Genomic DNA, 6,476 nt, shown 5'->3' on the forward strand with positions numbered 1-6,476 from the left:
CCGGTGTCGTCAGTGCCCAACCCCCACAGTGAGCTCGTCGGTGCGATGTATCGCGACCATCGCGGTTGGCTGCTGGCGTGGTTGCGGCGCAATGTGGCATGTCCGCAGCGTGCCGAAGACCTGAGCCAGGACACGTTTGTGCGGCTGCTCAACCGCGACGAACTGCTGACGCCGCGCGAACCTCGGGCCTTTCTGGTGGCGATCGCCAAGGGCCTGTTGTTCGACTACTTCCGCCGCGCCGCGCTGGAACAGGCCTACCTCACCGAACTGATGCTGGTCCCGGAGAGCGAACAACCGTCGGTGGAAGAACAGCAAATGATCCTCGACGACCTCAAAGCCATCGATCGCCTGCTCGGCAAACTGTCGACCAAGGCTCGTGCAGCCTTTCTGTATAACCGCCTCGACGGCCTCAGCCACGCCGAGATCGCTGCCAGACTCGGCGTCTCGGTGCCGCGCGTGCGCCAGTATCTGGCGCAAGGCCTGCGCCAGTGCTACATCGCCCTTTACGGTGAGCCGACATGACCGCGGCCAGTTCGCGCCCAGTACCGGCGCATGTGCTCGACGCGGCGATTGCCTGGCAATTGACCCTCGATTCGGGCACCGCGCTGGAACGCGAAGAGTTCGCCAAATGGCATGCGGCCCATGAAGAACATGCTCGCGCCTGGCGCCAGTTGGGCATGCTCGATCAGCGCTTCAACGTCGCCAAGGGCCCCGCCCGCAGTGCGTTGCTGCAATCGCGCGAAGGCATTCGCCGGCGCGTGCGCAAACTCGGCGGCGGGCTGGCCAGTGTCGTGGTGATCATCGGTCTGGGGCTGTTTGTCAGTGAGCGCTATCTGCCACTCGATTACTGGCTCGCCGATCAGCGCACCGCCACCGGTGAACAGCGCACTGTGCGCCTGGCGGACGGCACCGTGCTCAATCTCAATACCCACAGTGCGGTCGACGTGCGCTTCGATGACGAGCGCCGCCTGGTCGTGCTGCAGGAAGGCGAAATCCTCGTCGAAACCGGGCATGGCGATGCGCGGCCATTTATCGTCGAAACCCGCGAAGGCAGCATGCGTGCACTGGGCACGCGTTTTCTGGTCAAGCGCGAGGACGATGGCACGCGCCTGAGCGTGTTGCAGTCGGCGGTCGCGGCCCATGCGCAGGCGAACCCGGAGGAACAGATCCTGCGCGAAGGCCAGCAAGTGCTGCTGCGCAGTGACGGGTTGGGCTCGATTGCCGCCCTCGCCCCCGGCGCCGATGCCTGGACGCGCGGCATGCTGGTGGTGGACAACGCACGGCTGGGCGATCTGGTGCACGAGCTCGGGCGCTACCGGCGCGGCCATCTCGGCGTGACGCCGGAAGTGGCCGAGCTGCGCATTACCGGCAGCTTTCCGCTGCATGACACCGATAAAGCGCTGAGTGCATTGCTGCCGACCCTGCCGGTGCAGATCGAGCGACATACGCCGTATTGGGTCACCGTGGCCAAGGCTGAGCCCTCCTCCCCTTGACCTGATCGTTCCCACGCTCTGCGTGGGAATGCAGCCCGGAACGCTCTGCGTCCCTGCCGAAGCGGACGCAGAGCGTCCATTGAGGCATTCCTTTGCTGCGCATGGGAACGATCAATCCCGCAGAGACGTGGCGGTTTTTCAGTTAATAGAAATAATTTTCATCTGGCCCTATCACTTTTCCAATCTCGTCCGGCACACAGGCAATTGAGAAATATTTCCATTCAGGAGCCGCCGTATGTCCCGTTCGCCAGACAACTTGTTGCGCCCCAGTCTGCTGGCTTTTGCCATCGCTTTGGGCACACCACTGATCAGCAGTCCGTTGCTCGCCGCTGAGCAAGCGTCCAGCGTGCGCGGCTACCACCTGCCAGCAGCGCCGCTGTCGACCACGCTGAACCAGATCGCCAGCCAGGGCGGCCTCGCCCTTTCACTCAATCCAGCGCTGGCCGCAGGCAAGACTTCGGCGCCGGTCGACGGCCAGTACGACGCCGCCGGTGCCCTGCGCGCAGCCTTGCGCGGCACCGGTCTGCAACTGGAACAAAGCAGCGCCGGCACTTACACCCTGGTGGCCGTGCCTGAGGGCACGCTGGCCCTGCCGGAAACTTCGGTCATTGGCGTGGAAAACTTCGAAAGCGCCTGGGGCCCGGTCGAAGGCTACACCGCAACGCGCACCGCCGCCGGCACCAAGACCGACACCGCACTAGTCGAAGCACCGCGTTCGATCTCGGTGGCGACCCGCCAGCAGATGGACGACCGCAGCGTGCACAGCCTCGACGATGCCGTGCGCTACATGCCCGGCATCACCGCCAGCAGCTACGGCAGCGACACCCGTGCCGACTGGCTGCGCGTGCGCGGTTTCGAGCCGACCCAGTTCCTCGATGGCCTGCCGCTGCCCAAAGGCGTGTACGCCAACCCGAAACAGGAAACCTGGAACCTCGACCGCCTCGCCCTGCTGCGTGGCCCGGCCTCGTCGGTTTACGGCCAGACTCCGCCGGGCGGTCTGCTCGACATGGTCAGCCGCCGCCCGAGCGCCGAGGCCAGCAGCGCAGTACAGCTGCAATACGGCAGCGACAACCACCGCCAGATCAACTTCGCCAGCACCGGCAAGATCGATGACGCCGGGCAGTTTCTCTATGGCATCAGCGGCGTCGTGCGCGACAGCGGCACGCAGGTCGATCACATCGACAACAAGCGCTACAACATCGCACCGAGCCTGACCTGGAACATCGACGACGACACCCGGTTCACCCTGCTGAGCCAGTTCACCCGCGACGACACCGGCATCACCAGCCAGTTTCTGCCGATCCAGGGCACCAAGATCAAATCGCCGCTCGGTGATATCTCTCACCACAAGAATCTCGGCGATCCGGACTGGGATTACTACGACCGCACCTATTACGCGCTGGGCTATGCCTTCGAACATCGGCTCAATGACGTCTGGCAGTTCAAGCAGAATTTGCGCTACACCAAGTCGGACCTGTCGTTCCAGGCTCTGACCGTCGGCGCCTATGAATTCAACCCGGTTGATGCCGAGGGCAACGTTGGCCGAACCAGCACTTCTGTCGATGAAGACATCAGTCAGTTTGCTGTGGACAATAATCTGCAAGCCGATTTCTCGACTGGAGACGTTCGCCACACGCTGTTACTGGGGTTGGATCACCAGCGTAACAACAGCAACTTTCTTTCGATCTATGGTGATGGTCTGAAGACCAACGTCAACAACCCGATCTATGGGCAACCTATCGTCCGGCCGGATCGTTCGGCGGCCTATCTGGATTACAACCAGAAGATCAACCAGACCGGCCTCTACGTGCAGGATCAGATGGCTCTCGACCAGTGGCGCCTGACGCTCGGTGGTCGCGAAGACTGGGTTCACACCGCTACCCGCTTCAACAAAACCGATGCGACGAACACCGATCGCGAGAAACATTTCAGCGGCAACGCAGCGATCAGCTATGTGTTCGACTCGGGCTTCGTGCCCTACCTGTCTTACGCTGAATCCTTCCAGACCACTGCAGGCGCAGACGCCAGCGCTACCGGGTCGCTCAAGCCGACCGAAGGCAAACAGTGGGAGCTGGGCGTTAAATTCCAGCCGCCGGGCAGTAAAACCCTGTTGACCGCAGCGGTCTACGACCTGACCCAGAAAAACGTTGCCGTGACGACTACCGTTGGCAACACGCCGATCACCAGCCAGACTGGCGAAGTGAAAGTCAAAGGTCTGGAGCTGGAAGCCACGTCCGACCTCACTGAAAACCTGAAAGTGATCGCTGCCTACACGCTGGCGAAATCCGAAGTGCAAAAAGGCGACTTCAAAGGCAACCGCCTTCAACTGATGCCCAATCAGCAAGCATCGTTGTGGACCGACTACACCTGGCATAGCGGCGTACTCGACGGCTTCGGCATCGGATTCGGTGCCCGTTACACTGGCAACACCTACGGCGATCAAGCCAACACCTGGCTGGGCAAAGCCGATGCCTACACCGTGTTCGACGCTTCGGCACATTACGATCTCGGTCGTCTGGACGAAACCCTCAAAGGTGCGTCGCTGGCGCTCAACGCGACCAACCTGTTTGACAAGGACTACCTTTCCACCTGCGACAGCTACAACTGCTACTACGGCGACCAGCGCAGTGTCGTCGCCAGCGCCACTTACAAGTGGTAAGCCAGTGAGCTGAAACAGGCCCTGTTCCCAGGCCGCCCGCAGCGGGCGGTTTTGGTGTTTTTGAAGGTCATGCAATGAAAAGTAAAACCATCCGCCGCTGGTCGTTCATCCACACCTGGACCAGCCTGATCTGCACAGTCTTTCTGCTGATGCTGGCGCTGACCGGTCTGCCGCTGATTTTCAGCCACGAGATCGATCATTTGCTCGGCAACGCCCCCGAGCTGCGCGAGATGCCGGCCGACACGCCGCAACTCAACCTGCAGCAACTGGTCGACGCTGCGCAGCAGCATCGCCCGGGCGAAGTCATGCAGTACTTCGGTTATGACGACGAAGAGCCGAACGCGGCGTTCGCGATCATGGCCAAAACCGCCGACACCGAGCCGAACTCTTCGCACACCTTCATGCTCGATGCGCGCACGGGTGAAGCGCTGGAAACCCCTTCGGCCAACGGCGGCCTGATGCTGTTCATCCTGCGCCTGCATGTGGACATGTTCGCCGGGCTGCCGGGCAAGTTGCTGCTGGCGTTCATGGGGCTGCTGTTTGTCGTGGCGATCGTCTCCGGCACGGTGTTGTACCTGCCGTTCATGCGCCGCTTGAAATTCGGCACCGTGCGCCAGGACAAGTCGACAAGACTGCGCTGGCTCGATCTGCACAATTTGATTGGCGTCGTCACCCTGACCTGGTGCCTGGTGGTGGGCGTGACGGGGGTGATCAGCGCCTGCGCCGACCTGCTCATCGCCGCGTGGCGCAACGACGCGCTGACCACCCTGATCGCGCCGTATCGCGATGCGCCGCCGCTGACCCAACTGGCCCCGGCCACGCGCTTGCTCGACATCGCCGAGGAAGTAGCCCCGGGGATGAAGCCGGACTTCATTGCCTTCCCCGGCACCCGTTTTTCCAGCGAGCACCATTACTCGGTGTTCATGAAGGGTGGCACGCATCTGACCTCGCATCTGCTGACGCCGGTACTGATCGATGCAACGACCTTGCAAGTGACAGCTGTGGCGGAACGGCCGTGGTACATGGACGCCATGGGCATGTCGCAGCCGCTGCATTTTGGTGACTACGGCGGCATGCCGATGAAGATTCTCTGGGCGACGCTGGACGTGCTGACGATCATCGTGCTGGCCAGCGGCGTGTATTTGTGGGTGGTGCGGCGCAAGGCGGCCAAGCCTGTACTGGAAACGGCGGGGGCCTCGGCATGAAGCCACGTCAGTCGAGTTTCTGGAAAGTCTTCAGCACACCGATCGTGATCGCCCTGCTCAGTGCGGCGGGGCTGTTTGCCGCATTGCTGGGGGATGGAATCTGGGATGCGTTGAGCTGGGTCGGGCTTGGCGTGCCGGCATTTCTGGCGATAACAGGATTAATGCGGCGAAGCTGAGATCCTTGCAGGAGCTGCGGAACGCTGCGATCTTTTGCTGTTGACAGCAAAATCAAAAGATCGCAGCGTTCCGCAGCTCCTACGGCTAATCTCCTGCTCTTCGCCGACCACCGAGGTTCACCCATGTCCGCCCCCAGCATGACCCTGTACCACAACACCCTGTCGCCCTTCGTCCGCAAGGTCATGGTGCTGCTTCACGAGACCGGTCAGCAGGATCGCGTCGCGCTGCAAGACTGCGTGCTCAGCCCGGTCAGCCCGAACCCGGCGCTGATCGCCGACAACCCGTTGAGCAAGATCCCTGCCCTGCGCCTGGCCGACGGCAATGTCATCCATGACAGCCGCGTCATCCTTGAGTACCTCGATCAGCAGCACGTCGGCAATCCGCTGATCCCCCGCGAAGGCGCGGCGCGCTGGCGGCGCCTGACGCTGGCGTCGATGGCCGACGGAATCATGGATGCTTCAGTGATGGTGCGTTATGAAACCGTGCTGCGCCCGGCGGAAAAACATTGGGACGAATGGCTCGATGCCCAGCGCGACAAGATCCGCCGCGCCCTCGCGGTGCTTGAGAGCGAGGCGATTGCCGAGCTGACCAGCCATTTCGATGTCGCGGCGATCAGCGTGGCGTGCGCGTTGGGTTATCTGGACCTGCGCTTCCCGGACATGGACTGGCGGGATGCCAACCCGCAACTGGCCAACTGGTTCGTTGAGGTGAGTCAGCGACCGTCCATGATCGCCACGATGCCCAAGCCTTAAGCCGGCGGCGCCTGTTCCGGCCTTTTCGCGAGCAAGCCCGCTCCCACAGTTGATTTGTGTTGTTCATGCCATGGTTGCAGCAACAAAAATCCAATGTGGGAGCAACTGTCTTAACCCGCCGTCCATCAGCGCCATTCTGTACCGTCTCGCAGCATGGCATTCAGTCTGATCAGCAGTATTCGCATGCAGG

6 protein-coding genes are annotated in these 6,476 nt (G+C 62.0%); all 6 read left to right on the forward strand.

Annotated features, from left to right (window positions below):
- Window positions 1-45: 45 nt before the first annotated feature.
- The 6 genes from ACIGDJ_RS15245 (at window position 46) to ACIGDJ_RS15270 (ending at window position 6,286) form a co-directional block, all read left to right on the forward strand.
- On the forward strand, window positions 46-522 hold the full coding sequence (locus tag ACIGDJ_RS15245) for an RNA polymerase sigma factor (protein WP_256589921.1): 477 nt from the start codon (window positions 46-48) through the stop codon (window positions 520-522).
- Window positions 519-1,493: a FecR domain-containing protein gene (locus ACIGDJ_RS15250; RefSeq protein ID WP_397479077.1), complete on the forward strand. Its 975-nt coding sequence runs from the start codon at window positions 519-521 to the stop codon at window positions 1,491-1,493. Before ACIGDJ_RS15245 ends, ACIGDJ_RS15250 begins: the two co-directional genes overlap by 4 nt.
- A 235-nt stretch (window positions 1,494-1,728) precedes the next feature.
- Window positions 1,729-4,152 (forward strand): TonB-dependent siderophore receptor, encoded by a 2,424-nt coding sequence (locus ACIGDJ_RS15255; RefSeq protein WP_397479076.1) that lies wholly within the window; start codon window positions 1,729-1,731, stop codon window positions 4,150-4,152.
- A 74-nt stretch (window positions 4,153-4,226) separates the two neighbouring features.
- Entirely contained in the window at window positions 4,227-5,357 is a 1,131-nt protein-coding gene (locus tag ACIGDJ_RS15260; RefSeq protein ID WP_313005039.1) for a PepSY-associated TM helix domain-containing protein, read from the forward strand.
- Window positions 5,354-5,533, forward strand: a complete 180-nt coding sequence (locus ACIGDJ_RS15265; RefSeq protein WP_101160989.1) for a hypothetical protein — start codon at window positions 5,354-5,356, stop codon at window positions 5,531-5,533. Before ACIGDJ_RS15260 ends, ACIGDJ_RS15265 begins: the two co-directional genes overlap by 4 nt.
- Before the next feature lie 123 nt (window positions 5,534-5,656).
- Window positions 5,657-6,286, forward strand: a complete 630-nt coding sequence (locus tag ACIGDJ_RS15270; RefSeq protein WP_101160993.1) for a glutathione S-transferase — start codon at window positions 5,657-5,659, stop codon at window positions 6,284-6,286.
- Window positions 6,287-6,476 lie beyond the last annotated feature (190 nt).

The sequence above is a fragment of the Pseudomonas sp. NPDC079367 genome (genome assembly GCF_044542195.1).
Lineage (GTDB): Bacteria > Pseudomonadota > Gammaproteobacteria > Pseudomonadales > Pseudomonadaceae > Aquipseudomonas.